The 17,066-nt window shown below is 40.3% G+C and carries 15 protein-coding genes and 4 tRNA genes; 2 read left to right on the top strand and 17 right to left on the bottom strand.

What is annotated here, in order from left to right:
• Window positions 1–4: 4 nt before the first annotated feature.
• Together F565_RS0104285 and F565_RS0104290 are read left to right on the top strand one after the other, a co-directional pair.
• A complete protein-coding gene (locus F565_RS0104285) occupies window positions 5–1,075 on the top strand; it encodes a glutaminyl-peptide cyclotransferase (RefSeq protein ID WP_026299879.1) in 1,071 nt (356 codons plus the stop codon).
• 90 nt (window positions 1,076–1,165) lie between these two features.
• Complete coding sequence (locus F565_RS0104290; RefSeq protein ID WP_020211970.1) at window positions 1,166–1,939, top strand: XAC2610-related protein; 774 nt, start codon at window positions 1,166–1,168, stop codon at window positions 1,937–1,939.
• Between the two features lie 74 nt (window positions 1,940–2,013).
• Here F565_RS0104290 and F565_RS0104295 read toward each other — a convergent pair whose 3' ends face one another.
• The 17 genes from F565_RS0104295 to rpsU form a co-directional block, all read right to left on the bottom strand.
• Window positions 2,014–2,325 (bottom strand): DUF3467 domain-containing protein, encoded by a 312-nt coding sequence (locus F565_RS0104295; protein ID WP_020211971.1) that lies wholly within the window; start codon window positions 2,323–2,325, stop codon window positions 2,014–2,016.
• Between the two features lie 5 nt (window positions 2,326–2,330).
• A complete protein-coding gene (gene rpoC / locus F565_RS0104300) occupies window positions 2,331–6,632 on the bottom strand; it encodes a DNA-directed RNA polymerase subunit beta' (RefSeq protein ID WP_020211972.1) in 4,302 nt (1,433 codons plus the stop codon).
• A 70-nt stretch (window positions 6,633–6,702) separates the two neighbouring features.
• The gene (gene rpoB / locus F565_RS0104305; RefSeq protein ID WP_020211973.1) at window positions 6,703–10,515 is read right to left on the bottom strand and encodes a DNA-directed RNA polymerase subunit beta; all 3,813 of its coding nucleotides are present in this window, start codon (window positions 10,513–10,515) and stop codon (window positions 6,703–6,705) included.
• Between the two features lie 125 nt (window positions 10,516–10,640).
• Entirely contained in the window at window positions 10,641–11,015 is a 375-nt protein-coding gene (rplL, locus tag F565_RS0104310; RefSeq protein ID WP_020211974.1) for a 50S ribosomal protein L7/L12, read from the bottom strand.
• 68 nt (window positions 11,016–11,083) lie between these two features.
• Complete coding sequence (gene rplJ / locus F565_RS0104315) at window positions 11,084–11,599, bottom strand: 50S ribosomal protein L10 (protein ID WP_020211975.1); 516 nt, start codon at window positions 11,597–11,599, stop codon at window positions 11,084–11,086.
• Window positions 11,600–11,622: 23 nt separating this feature from the next.
• Window positions 11,623–12,312, bottom strand: a complete 690-nt coding sequence (gene rplA / locus F565_RS0104320; RefSeq protein WP_020211976.1) for a 50S ribosomal protein L1 — start codon at window positions 12,310–12,312, stop codon at window positions 11,623–11,625.
• Window positions 12,313–12,327: 15 nt separating this feature from the next.
• Window positions 12,328–12,765 (bottom strand): 50S ribosomal protein L11, encoded by a 438-nt coding sequence (gene rplK / locus F565_RS0104325; RefSeq protein WP_020211977.1) that lies wholly within the window; start codon window positions 12,763–12,765, stop codon window positions 12,328–12,330.
• Between the two features lie 69 nt (window positions 12,766–12,834).
• Window positions 12,835–13,386 (bottom strand): transcription termination/antitermination protein NusG, encoded by a 552-nt coding sequence (gene nusG / locus F565_RS0104330; protein WP_020211978.1) that lies wholly within the window; start codon window positions 13,384–13,386, stop codon window positions 12,835–12,837.
• Between the two features lie 11 nt (window positions 13,387–13,397).
• Window positions 13,398–13,592: a preprotein translocase subunit SecE gene (gene secE / locus F565_RS0104335; protein WP_035643030.1), complete on the bottom strand. Its 195-nt coding sequence runs from the start codon at window positions 13,590–13,592 to the stop codon at window positions 13,398–13,400.
• 18 nt (window positions 13,593–13,610) lie between these two features.
• Window positions 13,611–13,681, bottom strand: a tRNA-Trp gene (locus F565_RS0104340).
• A 56-nt stretch (window positions 13,682–13,737) separates the two neighbouring features.
• Window positions 13,738–14,922 carry an elongation factor Tu gene (tuf, locus tag F565_RS0104345; RefSeq protein ID WP_020211979.1) on the bottom strand — a complete coding sequence of 395 codons (1,185 nt, stop codon included), beginning with the start codon at window positions 14,920–14,922 and terminating at the stop codon, window positions 13,738–13,740.
• A gap of 55 nt (window positions 14,923–14,977) precedes the next feature.
• Window positions 14,978–15,049, bottom strand: a tRNA-Thr gene (locus F565_RS0104350).
• Between the two features lie 34 nt (window positions 15,050–15,083).
• Window positions 15,084–15,164 (bottom strand) — tRNA-Tyr (locus F565_RS0104355).
• Window positions 15,165–15,294: 130 nt separating this feature from the next.
• Window positions 15,295–15,368 (bottom strand) — tRNA-Thr (locus F565_RS0104360).
• A 90-nt stretch (window positions 15,369–15,458) separates the two neighbouring features.
• The gene (hpf, locus tag F565_RS0104365; protein ID WP_020211980.1) at window positions 15,459–15,761 is read right to left on the bottom strand and encodes a ribosome hibernation-promoting factor, HPF/YfiA family; all 303 of its coding nucleotides are present in this window, start codon (window positions 15,759–15,761) and stop codon (window positions 15,459–15,461) included.
• 25 nt (window positions 15,762–15,786) lie between these two features.
• The gene (locus F565_RS0104370) at window positions 15,787–16,689 is read right to left on the bottom strand and encodes a tyrosine-type recombinase/integrase (RefSeq protein ID WP_020211981.1); all 903 of its coding nucleotides are present in this window, start codon (window positions 16,687–16,689) and stop codon (window positions 15,787–15,789) included.
• A 73-nt stretch (window positions 16,690–16,762) separates the two neighbouring features.
• Window positions 16,763–16,957 (bottom strand): 30S ribosomal protein S21, encoded by a 195-nt coding sequence (gene rpsU, locus F565_RS0104375; RefSeq protein ID WP_020211982.1) that lies wholly within the window; start codon window positions 16,955–16,957, stop codon window positions 16,763–16,765.
• Window positions 16,958–17,066: the final 109 nt, after the last annotated feature.

Consider the following 17,066-nt stretch of genomic DNA (forward strand, 5'->3'; position numbering starts at 1 on the left):
GACCATGAAAAAACATAACTTATTAGCTTTCATTTTATTGGGATCGGCTTTTATTTTGCTGGGCACCGTTACAGTTGCCTGTAATGACACAAAAGATACCGAAAATAATTTATTTACTATAGATTCTGCCGGCCTAAAAGGGCAATACCAGCCGCAGGAAATGCTTCCGCTAACGGTTGCAAACACGCAAAAAAAGGAAATTGACTCGATTGTATATTATCTTAATGATACTAAACTGGGTACCGCAAAAGGCAACACTAAGTTTGATGCCCCGCTTAAAGACCAGAAATTTGGGTATCAAAACATCAAAGCACTGGTGTATTATGAAGGTAAAAACAGCGAGGCTACAGGAAGGATAGAGCTTGTATCTAACATTGAACCTAAAATATTAGGCTACGAAATTGTAAACACCTTCCCTCATGATACAGCTTCTTACACGCAAGGCTTAGAGTTTTATCGTGACACTCTGATAGAAGGTACAGGATTGTACAAAAAATCTGTGCTGCATAAGCTAAACTACAAAACCGGGGAGCCTTACAAGCAAATAGCCCTCGACGGTAAATACTTTGGCGAAGGGGTTACTATTTTTAACAATAAGGTCTACGAACTTACCTATAAAGAAAACACCGGCTTTGTTTACAATGCAGATAACCTTACTAAAGAAAAAGATTTTACTTACTTTAAACAAACCGAAGGTTGGGGACTTACCCACGACGACAAAAGTTTATATATGAGTGATGGATCTGAAAAGATATATGTATTAGACCCTGCCACACTTAAAGAAACTGACTATATAAATGTGTACACCAATAACCGCAAAATAAAATCGGTTAACGAGCTGGAATGGATAGATGGTAAAATATTTGCCAATATATACCAAACCAACCTTATTGTGGTTATAGACCCTAAAACCGGTGCTGTAGAAGGCATCCTTAATATGGCCGACCTTGAAACCAAACGAACAAAATATCCTGATACTGACGTATTAAACGGTATTGCCTACAACCCTAAAACCAAAACCATTTTTGTTACCGGTAAAAAATGGGACAAGATGTTTGAGATAAGACTAAAGTAACTATTTCAGATAAAATTTATACGAACCCTTTCAGCAATGAAAGGGTTTTTATTTATAAGTTTATAAAAGGATAAAGTCTAAATTAAATCAATGAAACCAAATTTGCTATACCTGCTATTACTTTCAATTTTTGCTTGCGGTAAAGATACTTCTGTAGCAGAAAAAGCAATATTATACACAGAAAAGGAAATAATCAAAGATGGCTTTTCAGTCATTGATAGCCTAAATAAATACACCAATAAAGATAGCCTTCTTATTGTAGATAATGCTGACGATAAATATTCAACGCTTTTTATTGGAAAAGTTGAAAAACATAGTTATGCAGTCTGGATGGAAAGTGATAGCCTCCTGGTATTTTATCAGAAGCCTGACGGAAAGCATTGGAATATTTCAAATACTTTTCATTATGGGATGCCGGTTAGCTACGTTGAGGGCGAAGATTTAAATGGTGACCGCTTTAAAGATGTAAAAGTATGTAGCTTTAACGGTGCAGCCGGAAACAGCGAAAATAGGATATTTCTGTACGATCCAGCTTCCGGGATTTTTAAATTGAATGATTCTTATTCATTACCAAATATTAAGTATAACAAAAAAGGTAATTTTGTACAATCATCCTGGTTTTCGGGCACAGTGCATTGCCAGGAAAAATATAAATATATTGTAACGAAAGACAGCCTTGTTTTTGATATGGGTGTTACTTTTTGTCCTACTGAAGCTGACGAAGGCAAAACAGGCACGCTGGAATATTATAAAAAGATAAATGGAAGAAGAATAGCAATAGAGAACAAAAAAGGCAAATCGGGCAAGCTATGGAGAAAATTCGAAAATACATTTTGGAACTCTGAACATGATATTGTAAATTGATTTTACCCGAATAACAATATAGCAAATCAATACCCATAAAAAAACCCACTCTTTCGAGTGGGTTTTCTATTTATTTAAGCTTGTCCCGGAGGGCCAAAACTCAGTGGAATTTGCGGGTGTTCTCCTTCGGTAATTGTGCCATGGGCAGCTTCAAACCTGTGGATGTTTTCGCTTAATGCCTTTAGCAGCCTTTTGGCATGCTGTGGCGTTAATACAATTCGTGATTTAACCTTAGCTTTGGGTATACCCGGCATAATGGCTACAAAATCCACGACAAACTCTGAAGAGGAATGGTTGATTATAGCAAGGTTACTATAAGTACCCTCGGCTGTTTTCTCATCCAGTTCAATGTTTATTTGTCCGGGCTGTTGTTGTTGATCACTCATTGTTATTAATAATTGTATTCCTCCTTAGGAGTTAAAAGCTCATTAAAATCTTCGTCTTTAGAACCTACAATAATTGCTTCATAGTCTCTCATACCTGTACCAGCAGGTATTCTGTGTCCTACGATAACATTTTCTTTAAGTCCTTCAAGTCCGTCTACTTTACCGGCTACTGCTGCTTCGTTAAGAACCTTGGTCGTTTCCTGGAACGATGCTGCAGATATGAACGATTTAGTTTGAAGCGATGCTCTTGTAATACCCTGTAGTACCGGAGTTGCTGTTGCAGGAACAACATCTCTTGCAGATACCTGGTTTTTATCATTACGTTTAAGCAATGAGTTCTCATCCCTTAGTTCACGCGGCGTAATAAGCTGCCCTTCTTTAAGGTTTTCAGAATCTCCTGCATCTTCAACAACTTTCATTCCGTAAAGTTTGTCGTTCTCTACAATAAAGTCAGACGTGTGTATAAGCTGGTCCTCAAGGAAAAGGGTATCACCCGGATCCTGAACCTGTACTTTACGCATCATTTGGCGAATTACAACTTCAAAGTGCTTGTCGTTGATTTTTACACCCTGTAAGCGGTACACTTCCTGAATTTCATTAACAAGATACTGCTGTACTGCCGATGGGCCTTGTATCCTAAGGATATCCTCCGGAGTAATGGCACCGTCGCTCAATGGCAATCCTGCTTTAATGTAGTCATTTTCCTGAACAAGGATCTGGTTAGAAAGTTTTACAAGGTACTTTTTAACTTCACCAAATTTAGACTCAATAACGATCTCACGGTTACCCCTTTTGATCTTACCGAATGATACTACACCATCAATTTCTGATACTACAGCTGGGTTACTTGGGTTACGTGCTTCAAGAAGCTCTGTAATCCTTGGTAAACCTCCTGTTATATCCCCGGTTTTAGATGAACGCCTTGGTATCTTAACTAAAATTTTACCTGCCTTAATCTTCTCACCGTTATCAACCATAAGGTGGGCACCCACCGGTAGGTTGTAAGAACGTATAAGTTCGCCATCTTTTCCGTAGATCAATAACGTAGGGATCAATTTCTTGTTCCTTGCTTCCGAGATTACTTTTTCCTGGAAACCTGTTTGCTCATCGATCTCAACCATGAACGATTGTCCCTGTTCGATATCTTCATAAGCTACTTTACCGGTAAACTCAGAAATAATAACTCCGTTATAAGGGTCCCACTTACATATAAGCGCTCCTTTTTCTACAACATCGCCATCTTTAACATAGATGCTCGATCCGTAAGGAATATTGTGCGTATTTAATACAATACCTGTGTTAGGATCTACCAGTTTAAGCTCTGTAGAACGTGAAACCACGATATCTACATCACCACCTTCAAGGTCTTCACCTTTAACGGTTTTAAGGTCTTCCAGTTCAAGGCGTCCTGCAAAACGGGTTACAATGCTTGATTCTTCCGATATACCACCCGCAACACCACCTACGTGGAACGTACGAAGTGTTAACTGTGTACCCGGCTCACCAATAGACTGTGCAGCAATTACACCCACAGCCTCACCCCTTTGGGTCATTTTACCTGTTGCAAGGTTACGTCCGTAACATTTAGCACAAATACCTTTTTTAGCTTCGCAGGTTAATGGAGAGCGTACTTCTACCCTCTCTATAGGTGCAGCGTTGATAGCTTTTACCTCTGCTTCTTTAATTTGCTCGCCTGCATGTACAAGTATTTCGTTATTAAGCGGGTTAATAACATCCTGTAGTGCCACACGGCCTAATATTCTTTCCCCAAGAGTCTCAACAATCTCTTCGTTCTTTTTAAGTGCGCTTACTTCTATACCACGTAGTGTACCACAGTCTACAGAGTTTACAATAACGTCCTGAGAAACGTCGTGTAGCCTCCTTGTAAGGTAACCGGCATCGGCCGTTTTAAGGGCGGTATCCGCAAGACCTTTACGTGCACCGTGGGTAGAGATAAAGTATTCAAGGATCGATAAACCTTCTTTAAAGTTAGAAAGGATAGGGTTTTCAATAATCTCCCCACCACCTGCTGTCGATTTTTTAGGTTTTGCCATCAAACCACGCATACCTGTTAACTGACGAATCTGCTCTTTCGAACCCCTCGCCCCAGAGTCAAGCATCATATACACCGAGTTAAAGCCCTGTTGGTCTTCACGGATGTTTTTCATGGCAAGCTCTGTAAGTGTGGCATTTGTAGATGTCCACACGTCAATAACCTGGTTGTAACGCTCGTTGTTGGTAATAAGACCCATGTTATAGTTAACAGAGATAGCATCTACCTGAGTGTTGGCATCATCAATAAGTTCCTGTTTCCTTGCAGGGATAATAATATCACCTAAGCTGAATGATAAACCACCCCTAAAGGCAAATTTATAACCCATGTCTTTCATGTTATCAAGGAACGCAGCTGTTGTAGGTACATCGGTAACACTTAAAATCTTACCAATAATATCCCTTAACGATTTCTTTGTTAATACCTCATTTATATAACCTGCAGCTTCCGGAACTACTTCGTTAAATAGTACCCTGCCGGCTGTAGTCTGGATGATCTTGTAAACAAGCTCTCCTGCATCATTAAAGTCTTTAGCACGTATTTTAACACGGGCATTAAGTTCTACACGGCCTTCGTTAAGTGCTATATTAGCTTCTTCGGCAGAGTAGAAAGTAAGGTCCTGGCCTAAAATTTTGTGGTCTTCTGTAGATATACGTTCTTTGGTCATGTAGTACAGACCAAGAACCATGTCCTGAGAAGGAACCGTGATAGGTGCACCGTTTGCCGGGTTAAGGATATTGTGCGATGCAAGCATTAACAGCTGTGCCTCAAGAATAGCCTCTGGCCCTAACGGTAAGTGTACCGCCATCTGGTCACCATCAAAATCCGCATTAAATGCCGTACATACTAACGGGTGAAGCTGAATCGCTTTTCCTTCAATAAGTTTTGGCTGGAATGCCTGTATACCAAGCCTGTGCAAAGTAGGGGCCCTGTTTAGTAATACCGGGTGGCCCTTAATTACATTTTCCAGGATATCCCATACTACGGGCTCTTTTTTGTCTATTATTTTTTTAGCCGATTTAACTGTTTTTACAATACCACGCTCTATAAGTTTCCTTATAACAAATGGTTTGTAAAGTTCGGCAGCCATATCTTTTGGCAAACCGCACTCAAACAATTTCATCTCAGGCCCTACAACAATTACCGAACGTGCAGAATAGTCAACACGCTTACCAAGTAAGTTTTGGCGGAAACGCCCCTGCTTACCTTTAAGTGAATCTGATAATGATTTTAGTGGCCTGTTGCTTTCGGTTTTTACAGCAGATGCTTTCCTTGTGTTATCAAAAAGTGAATCTACAGATTCCTGTAGCATACGCTTCTCGTTACGAAGGATAACCTCTGGTGCTTTAATCTCCATAAGCCTTTTTAAACGGTTGTTACGGATGATTACCCTCCTGTAAAGGTCGTTCAAATCGGATGTGGCAAAACGTCCACCATCAAGCGGCACCAATGGGCGAAGCTCCGGCGGTATAACCGGTATAACTTTTAGTATCATCCACTCAGGCCTGTTCTCCCTGTTAAAGTTAGACTCCCTGAAAGATTCTACCACCTGCAGCCTTTTAAGGGCTTCGGTTTTACGTTGTTTAGATGTTTCGTTGTTTGCACTGTGGCGTAACTGGTAAGAAAGATCGTCAAGGTTAATCCTTGCAAGCAAATCCATAATACACTCTGCACCCATCTTGGCGATAAACTTGTTAGGGTCGTAATCGTCAAGGTATTGGTTATCTGCAGGAAGGGTATCCAGTATGTTAAGGTATTCTTCTTCTGTTAAAAAGTCTAACCTGTTAAGGCTTTCACCTTCGGCAGTCTTAGCAATACCTGCCTGTATAACCACATACCTTTCATAGTATATGATCATATCCAGCTTTTTAGATGGTAAGCCAAGGATATAGCCAATTTTGTTAGGAAGCGAACGGAAATACCATATATGCGCTATAGGCACCACAAGGTTAATGTGGCCCACCCTGTCGCGACGCACTTTTTTCTCGGTAACTTCAACACCGCATCGGTCACAAACAATCCCTTTGTATCGAATCCTTTTATATTTACCGCAAGCACATTCAAAGTCCTTTACAGGGCCAAAAATACGCTCACAAAAAAGGCCGTCCCTCTCTGGTTTGTGGGTACGATAGTTAATGGTTTCCGGTTTTAAAACCTCACCCCTTGATTCAGCAAGAATAGACTCCGGCGAAGCCAGGCCTATTGATATCTTGTTAAACCTTTTAACGGTATTTTTATCTTTTAATCTTGTCATGATATGTATCTACCAATTATTAAAAAAGTATGTAAAGGGAACGGCATTAAAACCGTTCCCTTCTGGAAATTTATTCTTCTAATCTGATGTCTAATCCAAGGCCTTTAAGTTCATGCATCAATACATTGAACGATTCCGGCAATCCTGGCTCCGGCATAGTCTCTCCCTTAACGATAGCTTCGTAAGTTTTAGCCCTGCCTATAACGTCATCCGATTTAACAGTCAGTATCTCCCTAAGAGTACTTGATGCACCGTAGGCTTCAAGAGCCCAAACCTCCATCTCTCCAAAACGCTGGCCACCAAACTGAGCTTTACCTCCAAGAGGCTGCTGCGTGATAAGCGAGTATGGACCAATAGAACGTGCGTGCATCTTATCGTCTACCATGTGCCCCAGTTTAAGCATGTAGATAACACCTACGGTTGCCGGCTGGTGGAAACGCTCTCCTGTTCCTCCATCGTATAAATACGTATGGCCAAAACGAGGAATACCTGCTTCATCTGTTAACTCATTAATCTGGTCAAGAGATGCACCGTCAAAAATAGGGGTTGCAAATTTGCGTCCTAAATTCATACCTGCCCATCCAAGAACCGTTTCATAAATCTGCCCGATGTTCATACGCGATGGTACACCAAGCGGGTTAAGCACGATATCTACCGGAGTACCATCTGCAAGGAACGGCATGTCTTCATGACGTACAATTCTTGCAACAATACCCTTGTTACCGTGGCGTCCTGCCATTTTATCTCCCACTTTAAGCTTACGTTTCTTAGCGATGTAAACTTTAGCAAGTTTTAAGATGCCCGATGGAAGCTCATCACCTACCGTAATGGTAAATTTCTCTCTTCTTAAAGCACCCTGAAGGTCGTTCAGCTTAATTTTATAGTTGTGTATAAGGTCGTTAACCATTGCATTGGTATCATCGTCCGTAGTCCACTGTCCTTTAGTTAAGTGAGCAAAATCTTCAACGGCATATAACATTTTCTGGGTGTATTTCTTGCCTTTAGGCATTACTTCCTCACCAAGATCGTTCATAACTCCCTGAGAAGTTTTTCCGTTAACGATATTAAATAACTTATCAATAAGCCTGTCTTTAAGCTCTACGAACTTAACTTCAAAGTCACCTTCAAGTTTACCTAAATCGTCTTTATCTTTAGTACGTTTACGTTTGTCCTTAACGGCACGCGCAAACAGTTTTTTATCAAGAACCACGCCATGAAGAGATGGAGATGCTTTTAACGAAGCATCTTTAACATCGCCTGCTTTATCGCCAAAGATGGCGCGAAGCAGTTTTTCTTCCGGTGTAGGGTCGCTTTCCCCTTTAGGAGTGATCTTACCAATAAGGATATCGCCGGGTTTAACCTCTGCACCAATCCTTATCATACCGTTTTCGTCAAGGTCTTTAGTAGCCTCTTCGCTCACGTTAGGTATATCATTAGTAAGCTCTTCGTTACCCAGCTTGGTATCCCTAACCTCCAGTGAATAATCATCCACGTGTATAGAAGTAAAGATATCATCACGAACAACTTTTTCAGAGATTACAATAGCATCCTCAAAGTTATAACCCTTCCATGGCATGAACGCCACTTTAAGGTTACGGCCCAGGGCAAGCTCACCATTTTGTGTAGCATAACCTTCGCAAAGTACCTGGCCTTTTACAACCCTGTCGCCTCTTCTTACAATAGGCTTAAGGTTAATGCTGGTGCTCTGGTTAGTTTTCCTAAACTTAATAAGCTGGTATGTTTTCTCGTCCGGATCAAAGCTTATGCTTCTCTCGCGGTCTGTCCTGTCATATTTAATAGTAATCTGGTTAGCATCTACATACTCTACAGTACCAGTGCCTTCGGCATTGATAAGTACACGAGAGTCACTTGCTACCTGGCGCTCCAATCCTGTACCCACAATTGGGGCTTCCGGACGTAAAAGAGGAACAGCCTGGCGCATCATGTTAGATCCCATCAGCGCACGGTTAGCATCATCATGCTCAAGGAACGGAATAAGCGAAGCCGAGATAGATGCAATCTGGTTAGGGGCAACGTCTGTATAATGTACAGCCGATGGGTCCAGAACCGGGAAGTCACCTTCCTCACGGGCAATTACTTTATCTGCAGTAATATTACCCTCGTCATCCATTTCAATGTTAGCCTGCGCTATCAGTTTACCTTCTTCTTCCTCTGCGCTTAAGTAAATTGGTTCAGAAACCAGGTCTACCCTGCCATCAGTTACTTTACGGTAAGGCGTTTCTATAAAGCCCATTCCGTTTACTTTAGCATAAACACCTAACGAAGATATCAAACCAATGTTTGGTCCTTCCGGTGTTTCAATAGGGCATAAACGCCCGTAGTGCGTATAGTGAACGTCACGTACCTCAAAGCCCGCTCTTTCACGAGATAAACCACCAGGCCCAAGTGCTGATAGCCTACGCTTGTGCGTAATCTCAGCAAGAGGGTTAGTCTGGTCCATAAACTGCGAAAGCTGGTTAGTACCAAAGAAAGAGTTGATTACCGACGACAATGTTTTAGCATTGATAAGGTCGATAGGTGTAAACACCTCGTTATCCCTAACGTTCATACGCTCCCTGATGGTCCTGGCCATACGTGCCAAACCTACACCAAACTGAGCCGATAACTGCTCACCTACCGTACGTACACGACGGTTAGATAAGTGGTCAATATCATCAATCTCAGCCTTAGAGTTTATAAGCTCTATAAGGTATTTTACAATGGTAATAATATCTTCTTTGGTAAGCACCTGCTTTTCCATAGGGATATCAAGACCAAGTTTTTTGTTCATCCTGTAACGGCCCACATCCCCAAGGTTGTAACGCTGGTCTGAGAAGAACAATTTATCTATAATGCCACGAGCCGTTTCCTCATCAGGCGGTTCTGCATTACGCAGCTGACGGTAAATGTGCTCTACAGCCTCTTTTTCTGAGTTAGTAGGGTCTTTTTGAAGCGTGTTATGGATGATGGCATAATCAGCCTGGTTGTTATCATCCTTGTGCAGTAATATAGATTTTACGTTAGCCTCAATAATCTCTTCAACATTATCTTTGTCTATAAGAGTATCCCTGTCTAATATAATCTCGTTACGCTCAATAGAAACTACCTCGCCTGTATCTTCATCCACAAAATCCTCATGCCATGTGTTAAGCACACGTGCAGCAAGCCTTCTGCCTATATATTTTTTTAAACTTGTTTTAGAAACTTTAATTTCTTCAGCAAGGTCAAATATCTCAAGGATATCTTTATCTCTTTCAAAACCAATGGCTCGGAAAAGAGTAGTAACAGGTAGTTTTTTCTTCCTGTCAATGTAAGCATACATTACACTGTTAATGTCTGTAGCAAACTCTATCCATGAACCTTTAAATGGTATTACCCTTGCAGAGTATAATTTTGTTCCGTTTGCGTGGAACGACTGGCCAAAGAATACACCGGGAGACCTGTGAAGCTGGGATACAACTACACGCTCTGCGCCGTTGATAACAAAGGTGCCGCTTGGTGTCATGTATGGGATGGTTCCCAAATAAACATCCTGAACAATTGTTTCAAAATCTTCATGTTCAGGGTCTGTACAATATAGCTTTAACCTTGCTTTTAAAGGTACGCTATACGTTAGGCCCCTGTCTATACACTCTTCAATTGTATAACGTGGCGGATCAACAAAGTAATCAAGGAACTCCAGTACGAACTGATTTCTGGTATCAGTGATCGGAAAGTTTTCCATGAAGGTGTTATAAAGACCTTCGTTGCCTCTTTCATCCGATTTGGTTTCAAGCTGGAAAAAATCCCTAAAAGACTTTACCTGGATATCCAGGAAATCCGGGTAGCTTGGGATGTTTTTTGTTGAGGCAAAATTTAATCTTTCAGTCTGATTTGTTATCATCAATGGACAAAATTTTGATTAAAAAATAATAATGGTGCGTATAAAATGTTATTATACGAAAAATGGTTTAGGCCTTTGAGAGTTTTTCTCAAGGCCTAAACCTGGGTTTTAAAACCTATGTAAGCTTATTTAAGCTCAACAACAGCTCCAGCTTCTTCTAATGATTTTTTAAGACCTTCAGCCTCATCTTTAGAGATACCTTCTTTTACATTTGCAGGAGCACCGTCTACAAGATCTTTAGCTTCTTTAAGACCTAGGCCTGTAAGTTCTTTAACTGCTTTTACAACAGCAAGTTTAGAAGCACCAGCTTCTTTAAGAACTACTGTGAACTCAGTTTGCTCTTCAGCAACCGGAGCATCACCACCTGCAGCAGGACCAGCAACTACAGCAGCAGCTGCAGGCTCAATTCCATACTCATCTTTTAATATTGCAGCTAGTTCGTTAACTTCTTTAACAGTAAGGTTAACCAGTTGTTCTGCGAATTGTTTCAAATCTGCCATTTTTTCTATCGTTTTAAATAGTTTGTAATATATAATTCATTAAGTGCGTTCTGCGCGTATACCCGAGATTATTTCTCAGATAATGTTTTAAGGATTCCTGCAATTTTGCCACCACCAGATTTAAGGGCAGAAACAACATTTTTAGCAGGAGACTGAAGTAGGCCAATGATTTCGCCAATAACTTCATCCTTAGATTTAAGAGATACAAGGGCATCCAGCTGGTTGTCTCCAATAAATACTGCCTCGTGGATGTAAGCACCCTTAAGTACAGGCTTATCAGACCTTCTGCGGAATTCTTTGATGATCTTAGCCGGTGCATTACCGTTGTCTGAGATCAGGATAGAAGTGTTGCCTTTAAGTATAGTAGGTAGTTCGCCATAGTTATTGTTAGAGCTTTCCATAGCTTTAGCAAGCAATGTGTTCTTAACAACCTCAAGTTTTATACCAGCTTTAAAGCAAGCCCTTCTTAAATCAGAAGTAACTGTTGCGTTTAGACCCGAAATATCTGCAACGTAAACTACGTTCGATCCGGCTAACTGTGCAGTTAATTCTTCAATGGCTTTTGATTTTTCTTCTTTCGTCATAATAAAAAATTTTTAACTACCAATTATACCGCTTTAGGATCTAAAGGTATTGCAGGGCTCATAGTAGAAGAGATATGAATACTCTTAATGTATGTACCTTTAGCTGCAGTTGGTTTAAGTTTAATCAATGTTTGAATGATTTCGTGTGCATTGTCAGTAATTTTGTCAGCATCAAAAGAGATCCTTCCTATTCCTGCATGAACGATACCGGTTTTGTCAACTTTAAAGTCAATTTTACCAGCTTTTACTTCGGTAACAGCTTTAGCCACGTCCATAGTAACAGTACCTGTTTTAGGGTTTGGCATTAAACCACGTGGGCCTAATATTCTACCTAACGGTCCTAATTTACCCATAACACTTGGCATAGTGATGATAACATCAACATCTGTCCATCCGTCTTTAATTTTTTGAAGGTAGTCATCTAAACCTACAAAGTCTGCACCTGCAGCTTTAGCTTCTGCCTCTTTATCCGGAGTAACAAGTGCAAGCACCCTTACATCCTTACCTGTACCGTGTGGAAGGGTTACTACACCACGTACCATTTGGTTTGCTTTTCTTGGATCTACACCCAGACGCACTGAGATATCAACCGACTCATCAAATTTTGCAGAAGCAACTGTTTTGATCAATGCAGATGCATCTTTCAAACTGTACAGTTTGTTCTTTTCAATTTTTGAAGCAGCCTCTTTCTGTTTTTTTGTCAATTTTGCCATTTCTTGTTCTTTTTATTAAAAAGGAGCAGTTCCTGATACAGTTATTCCCATAGACCTTGCAGTACCCGCGATCATGCTCATTGCTTTTTCAATAGTAAAAGCATTTAAGTCAACGATCTTGTCTTCTGCAATAGCCCTGATTTGATCCCAGGTAACGTTTGCAACTTTTTTACGGTTTGGTTCTCCAGAACCTCCTTTTAGTTTGGCAGCATCCAATAACTGAATAGCAGCCGGCGGCGTTTTAACAACAAACTCGAAAGATTTGTCTTTATACACAGTAATTTGTACTGGTAATACTTTGCCGGGTTTATCTTGTGTTCTCGCATTAAACTGCTTACAGAACTCCATGATGTTTACCCCAGCAGCCCCCAAAGCAGGTCCAACCGGTGGCGACGGATTCGCAGCACCTCCCTTAACTTGTAGTTTAACTACTTTACTAATTTCTTTAGCCATTTCTTTAAAAGATTTAGCACATCTTCATTGGAAGCGAATGATGTGGTTTTATAATAAGTGTAACAAAAATTATACTTTTTCTACCTGCATAAAGCTTAGTTCCAGCGGAGTCTTTCTTCCAAAGATCTTCACCATCACTTCAAGCTTACGCTTATCTTCATTTACTTTTTCTACAGTACCGTTAAAGCCATTAAATGGCCCGTCGATAACTTTTATGGTTTCACCCACAGTAAATGGTATAGATACGTTATCTGTTTTAACAGAAAGCTCGTCTACCTTACCTAACATCCTGTTTACTTCAGAAAGTCTTAATGGAACAGCATCGCCGCCTTTTGTTTCGCCAAGGAACCCGATAACACCGGTTATGGACTTTATTATGTGTGGTATCTCGCCTGTTAAATTAGCCTCTACCATAACATATCCCGGAAAATAAACCCTGTCCTTACTAAGCTTTTTGCCATCTTTCACTGTAACTACCTTCTCGGTAGGTACAAGAACCTGAGAGATGTAATCTGCCATGCCCAGCCTGCTTATTTCGGTTTCAATGTAGTTTTTAACTTTATTTTCCTGACCGCTTACCGCCCTGACTACGTACCACTTTTTGACATTGTTATCAGTCATCACAAATAAAATTAGTTTTTTAAGAAAGCATATAACTTCGCAACAAGAACTTCAAAGCCCCTGTCTATACCAAAGGTAATCATAGCAAAAATCAACGAGAATACAGCTACTATAATGGTAAGGCGCTGCACCTCTGCCCACTCAGGCCACGTTACGTTATCTTTAAGCTCTGTAAACGCTTCAGATATATAATTGGTAATTTTCATCTTATATCTTTTTTTTTGCACGGGTGGAGGGATTCGAACCCCCATCAACGGTTTTGGAGACCGCTATTCTACCCTTGAACTACACCCGTTTGTTAAAAAGTAGCCGGCACCATAGCACCGGCTGCTTTTATAATCTATTTAATAACTATAGTATTTCAGTAACCTGACCAGCACCTACTGTACGACCACCCTCACGGATAGCGAAACGTAGACCTACGCTTAGAGCGATTGGGCTTAGTAAAGTAACTTCAATAGTTAAGTTGTCACCTGGCATTACCATCTCTACACCTGCAGGAAGAGTGATTGTACCTGTTACATCCGTTGTACGAACGTAAAACTGTGGACGGTAGTTATTATGGAATGGAGTGTGACGTCCACCTTCTTCTTTTTTAAGGATATAAACCTCTGCATTAAAATGCGCGTGTGGCTTAACAGATCCTGGCTTAACAATAACCATACCTCTTTTGATATCAGCTTTGTCAATACCACGTAGAAGTAAACCTACGTTATCTCCAGCTTCACCACGGTCAAGGATTTTACGGAACATCTCAACACCTGTAATAGTAGATGTAAGTTTTTCTGCACCCATACCAATGATTTCAACTGCATCACCTGTGTTAGCAATACCAGTTTCGATACGACCTGTAGCAACAGTACCACGACCAGTGATAGTGAATACGTCTTCAACAGGCATAAGGAATGGTTTTTCAACATCACGTACCGGCATCTCGATCCATGTATCAACAGCAGCCATAAGAGCAAGTACTGTATCAACCCACTGTGGCTCACCGTTAAGTGCACCAAGTGCAGAACCCTGAATAACTGGTCCGTTATCTCCATCATACTGATAGAAAGAAAGTAGATCACGGATTTCCATTTCAACAAGCTCTAAAAGCTCAGCATCATCAACCATATCTACTTTGTTCATGAATACAACCATTCTTGGAACACCAACCTGGCGACCTAAAAGGATGTGCTCACGAGTTTGTGGCATAGGACCATCTGTTGCAGCAACTACAAGGATAGCACCGTCCATCTGAGCAGCACCCGTAACCATGTTCTTAACGTAATCCGCGTGACCTGGACAGTCAACGTGAGCGTAATGACGGTTAGCAGTAGCATACTCTACGTGAGAAGTATTAATAGTAATACCTCTTTCTTTTTCTTCAGGAGCGTTATCAATTTGGTCAAATGATTTAGCTTCAGAATAACCAGCATCAGATAATACTTTAGTTATCGCTGCAGTTAATGTTGTTTTACCGTGGTCAACGTGCCCAATTGTACCTATGTTAAGGTGTGGCTTCGACCTATCAAAAGTTTCCTTTGCCATGATTTAATAATTTAATCTTAGTTTATAATTAGTGTTCAAATTCTTCTAAACTTTGAGCCAATGACGGGAATTGAACCCGTGACCTCTTCCTTACCAAGGAAGCACTCTACCCCTGAGCTACACCGGCCTTTACAAGTTTTGTAAAAAACCTGCTGTTTTTGTGGGGAGAGAAGGATTCGAACCTTCGAAGATTTCTCAACGGATTTACAGTCCGTCCTCGTTGGCCGCTTGAGTATCTCCCCTAACCTTACTTTTCAGTTGTATTTTTAAAACCCGCATCCCTACAACGTGATAGGGATTTCCTGAAATTCAACATATTAACTCTTTTTAACAAGGCTAATCTGTATTTCCAGGCTGCATTCAAAATTTTAGAGCCGATAGAGGGACTCGAACCCACGACCTGCTGATTACAAATCAGCTGCTCTAGCCAACTGAGCTACACCGGCAATTCATTAAAAAAGTCCGCTATTTCTAACGGACTGCAAATGTATATAATTTATTTTTTAATCAAAACTATTTTGCACTTTTTTTTACAATTATGAGTGCGCCCTGATTTTTTGTTTTCTTTTTACAAGTAAACGCTCCATAGACTCTGCCGCGAGCTCTACCGCCTCTTCAAATGTTTTACACTGTTTTTTAACTATAAATTCATCTCCGGGTACCATTAATTTAATCTCAGCTATCTTGTTTTGCTTCTCACTGGTATTATCCAGCTTAAAAAAAACCTCAGAACTTACCACTTTATCATAGTACTTTTCCAGCTTATCCATCCTTACCTGAACATAGCCTACCAGTTTAGTGTCAACATTAAAGTTAACTGCGTGAACATTTACTTTCATAATTAAACAATTTAGTATTAAACATTTAAGAATTACCCTGGCTGCGCGGGTGTGCACCTTTATATACCTTTTTTAACTCTGCAAGACTGCTGTGGGTATATATTTGCGTAGATGATAAACTGGCGTGCCCTAACAATTCTTTCACTGAATTTAAATCGGCCCCGTTATTGAGAAGGTGTGTGGCAAAAGTGTGGCGCAATACATGCGGGCTTCGCTTTACCTTACCGGAGACAACACTAAAGTAACTATTTATTAACCTGTACACAAACGATTCGCTTACTTTTTTTCCTTTATCTCCTAAAATTAACATAGCCGGCTCACTAATGTTTTGCAATTCCCTGCGCACCGTTACATATTTAGCAATAAGCTGCGCTGTACAATCCAGCACAGGCACAAGGCGCTCTTTGTTGCGCTTTCCCAGCACCTTAAGGGTTTTATTACCTGCATCATAACTATTTAGCGTAAGCGAAATAAGCTCTGCACGGCGTATACCTGTAGTATATAGCAACTCTATAATGAGGCGGTTACGCATTCCTTCAAAATCATCAGGGTAATTATTAAAATCTATAACATCTTCCAGTTCTTTTTCAGAAAACGGAACCTGCACCTTGGTTTCAGCTTTAAGCGACCGGTGTTTTTGTAACGGATTTATAGTTATTTGCTTAGATTTAAGCAAAAACTTATAGAAAGATTTTAGCGAAGATATTTTTCTGTTAACTGATTTGTTTGCAATACTACCCTCTACAAGAAAAACTACCCAACTGCGTATGTGGCTATAGTTTACCTCTTCCAGAGTAGCATCGGCATCTTCTGTTTTTATAAATTTTTCGAAAGCAGTTACATCATCAAGATATGCCCGAAGCGTAAGCAGCGAATAATTTTTTTCCTTAAGCAGGTAATCGTGGTATGCCTGTTTACTTTGCACCATAAAAAAAACCGTTAACAGCAAAGTTAAACTTTTACTGCCAACGGTTCCTATTCAAAGCCCCAAAAAATTATTATTAACTCTCGGCAGCGTCTCTAAGACCCTGGATGTAGTTAGCTTTTGATACTTCAGTTCTACGTAGTACTGAAGGTTTGATGAACGCCTGACGACTCCTTAGCTGACGAACAACTCCGGTTTTGTCGAATTTACGTTTGTAACGCTTAAGCGCTCTATCGATATTTTCTCCGTCTTTAATTGGTATAATTAACATAGTATAACACCTCCTCTCATTAAGGCTGCAAAGCTATAAAATATTATATATACCAAACAACTTTAATCTGCTTTTATTTTACCTCTATTATACAGGTTTACAAAACATA

It is taken from the genome of Flavobacterium rivuli WB 3.3-2 = DSM 21788 (assembly GCF_000378485.1).
In the GTDB taxonomy this organism is placed as follows: Bacteria; Bacteroidota; Bacteroidia; order Flavobacteriales; family Flavobacteriaceae; genus Flavobacterium; species Flavobacterium rivuli.

Coding starts and splice junctions, on each gene's coding strand:
- F565_RS0104370 (WP_020211981.1), bottom strand. CDS start 16,689: ATGGTGCAAAGTAAACAGGCATACCACGATTACCTGCTTAAGGAAAAA.
- F565_RS0104290 (WP_020211970.1), top strand. CDS start 1,166: ATGAAACCAAATTTGCTATACCTGCTATTACTTTCAATTTTTGCTTGC.
- rpoB (WP_020211973.1), bottom strand. CDS start 10,515: ATGATAACAAATCAGACTGAAAGATTAAATTTTGCCTCAACAAAAAAC.
- rplA (WP_020211976.1), bottom strand. CDS start 12,312: ATGGCAAAATTGACAAAAAAACAGAAAGAGGCTGCTTCAAAAATTGAA.
- rpoC (WP_020211972.1), bottom strand. CDS start 6,632: ATGACAAGATTAAAAGATAAAAATACCGTTAAAAGGTTTAACAAGATA.
- hpf (WP_020211980.1), bottom strand. CDS start 15,761: ATGAAAGTAAATGTTCACGCAGTTAACTTTAATGTTGACACTAAACTG.
- rplK (WP_020211977.1), bottom strand. CDS start 12,765: ATGGCTAAAGAAATTAGTAAAGTAGTTAAACTACAAGTTAAGGGAGGT.
- nusG (WP_020211978.1), bottom strand. CDS start 13,386: ATGACTGATAACAATGTCAAAAAGTGGTACGTAGTCAGGGCGGTAAGC.
- rplJ (WP_020211975.1), bottom strand. CDS start 11,599: ATGACGAAAGAAGAAAAATCAAAAGCCATTGAAGAATTAACTGCACAG.
- rpsU (WP_020211982.1), bottom strand. CDS start 16,957: ATGTTAATTATACCAATTAAAGACGGAGAAAATATCGATAGAGCGCTT.
- tuf (WP_020211979.1), bottom strand. CDS start 14,922: ATGGCAAAGGAAACTTTTGATAGGTCGAAGCCACACCTTAACATAGGT.
- secE (WP_035643030.1), bottom strand. CDS start 13,592: ATGAAAATTACCAATTATATATCTGAAGCGTTTACAGAGCTTAAAGAT.
- F565_RS0104285 (WP_026299879.1), top strand. CDS start 5: ATGAAAAAACATAACTTATTAGCTTTCATTTTATTGGGATCGGCTTTT.
- rplL (WP_020211974.1), bottom strand. CDS start 11,015: ATGGCAGATTTGAAACAATTCGCAGAACAACTGGTTAACCTTACTGTT.
- F565_RS0104295 (WP_020211971.1), bottom strand. CDS start 2,325: ATGAGTGATCAACAACAACAGCCCGGACAAATAAACATTGAACTGGAT.